An 802-nucleotide genomic window follows, 5' to 3' on the forward strand; every position below is an offset into this window, starting at 1 on the left:
ACGTGAAGACGGGTGTGATCACCTACAAGATCGCCGCGCACGCCGCCGACGTCGCCAAGGGCCACCCCGGCGCCCGCGACCGCGACGACGCCCTGTCCAAGGCGCGCTTCGAGTTCCGCTGGCGCGACCAGTTCGGCCTCGGCCTGGATCCGCAGCTCGCCGAGGAGTACCACGACGAGACGCTGCCGGCCGAGCCCGCCAAGACCGCCCACTTCTGCTCGATGTGCGGGCCGAAGTTCTGCTCCATGCGCATCAGCCAGGACATCCGCAGCGAGTTCGGCGGCGCGTCCGAGCAGGCGCGGATCGCCGAGGCCGGCATGGCCGCGAAGTCCGCGGAGTTCCGGGCCGCCGGCGGGTCCGTGTACCTGCCCGAGCCGACGATCCGCACCGCCTCGGACGCCTGAGGCCGGACGCGGGGTGAGGTGGGGCGGGATGGCCCGCCCCTGCGCCACCTGACGATCGCGTCATGACCTGAGGGCCGCCACCAGGTCATGACGCGATCGCCAGGACAAGGCCCTCCGGGACGGCGAAGGCGCGGCCCCACGGACGGGGCAGTGCGCTCGGTGGTCGATCGAGTGGTGATGCCTCTTGACTCACACACACACTGGGCTCACTATTCCGTCAGGCCCCTGTGATGCGTGTCCCATTCGCCCACAGGAATTGAGTGGATGGAATATGACGTGAAAGTCGACATGACCCCGCCGGTCCGCACCCCAGGGGCGCTTCCCAGGTGAGGCATCATCCAGCCGCTCAGCTCTCCTCGGGCCAGCCGTGATGACCCGGATGCTCGTCTCGAGATTCC

General features: G+C 69.3%; 1 protein-coding gene. It reads left to right on the forward strand.

Features of this window, described 5'->3' with window-relative positions; translation table 11 throughout:
- Window positions 1-404 (forward strand): phosphomethylpyrimidine synthase ThiC (locus tag ACFWJO_RS38835; protein ID WP_386872928.1); only part of this gene is annotated, 404 nt, incomplete at its 5' end.
- Window positions 405-802 lie beyond the last annotated feature (398 nt).

Source organism: Streptomyces sp. NPDC127092, assembly GCF_042722475.1.
Lineage (GTDB): Bacteria > Actinomycetota > Actinomycetes > Streptomycetales > Streptomycetaceae > Streptomyces.